Origin of the sequence: Sphingobium sp., from assembly GCF_033795625.1 — a bacterium.
Taxonomy (GTDB): Bacteria; Pseudomonadota; Alphaproteobacteria; order Sphingomonadales; family Sphingomonadaceae; genus Sphingobium.
This window is the reverse complement of the sequence record NZ_JARYGI010000086.1, coordinates 1-1,068: the sequence shown is the minus strand read 5'-3', so window position 1 is coordinate 1,068 and position 1,068 is coordinate 1. Positions and strand designations below refer to the sequence as shown.

General features: G+C 63.5%; 2 protein-coding genes. One reads left to right on the top strand and one right to left on the bottom strand.

From position 1 onward, the window contains the following. Window positions 1–511 (top strand): transposase family protein (locus QHC67_RS18655; protein ID WP_319296653.1); only part of this gene is annotated, 511 nt, incomplete at its 5' end. 224 nt (window positions 512–735) lie between these two features. On the opposite strand, the gene QHC67_RS18650 is transcribed toward QHC67_RS18655, so the two are convergent. Continuing rightward, on the bottom strand, window positions 736–1,068 hold a 333-nt coding region (locus QHC67_RS18650; protein ID WP_319296651.1), incomplete at its 5' end, for a transposase.

The following is a 1,068-nucleotide window of genomic DNA, read 5'->3' as shown; positions in this document are numbered from 1 at the left end:
TCCCACCTCATCCTCCGAGGTACAGGACCGAAATTTTGATTTTGCCTGCTGTCCGGGGCGAGCCCCGGACAGCAGGCAATTAAAAGAAGTGGGGAATATTCAATTGTCACAACTGGGGCAGATTACTCTGCCAGCGACAATCGTCAGCGACAATGGCACTGAGCTGACCTCGAACGCGGTGCTCGCGTGGTCGGGCGATGTCGGCGTCGAGTGGCACTACATCGCGCCGGGCAAGCCGACGCAGAACGGGTTCGTTGAGAGCTTCAACGGTCGCATGCGCGACGAGCTGCTCAACGAGACGCTGTTCTTCACGGTCCGCCAGGCTCGCTCGATCCTCTCGTGCTGGGTCGACGACTACAACACCGAGCGGCCGCACTCGTCGCTCGGCTATGCCACACCGGCGGCGTTCGCCGCCGAACTCGAAAAGCAACGGGCGGGTTTAAACCCGCCCGTTGCTTCACCCGCGCTCCTGCGCGACAACAATGGCCGGTCTCTGGTTGCCGCTGGATGAAAGGCGGGGGTCGGGTGCATCCATGTGTTCGGCCTGTTCGCGCAGCACCGCATGGCTGCTGGCCCTGATGAAGTCCGCAGGCTGGCTCCCTAATCACGTCATCGCGCTCGCAGCGCTGTGACCCCCTGGGTTTTGCCGACCCCCGGTCTGACCGGTTTGTCATCACTACTCAGCTACTCCTACGCCATCCTGCCACCGACGTTACCCGGCAGCGCGGACGACGGTCATGCGGCCTGCGCCGCATAGACTTCTTTGCGCGACATCACGGCCCAAGCGATGCGCGCTGTCTTGTTGGCGAGCGCGACGGTCGCGATCTTCGCAGGCTTGCGTTCCAAGAGCTGTGCCATCCAGGGCTGCCGGTCGGCGTTCTTGCGCGTCATACGCATCACCGCGGTCGCGCCGACCACAAGCAGCCGACGTAAGTAGCCGTCACCCTGCTTGGTGATCCCACCCAGGCGTTCCTTGCCGCCAGAGCTGTTCGCTCGAGGCGTGAGTCCCAGCCATGCCGCAAACTGGCGTCCGGATCGGAACAACGACGCATCGGGCACCGCGGCCGA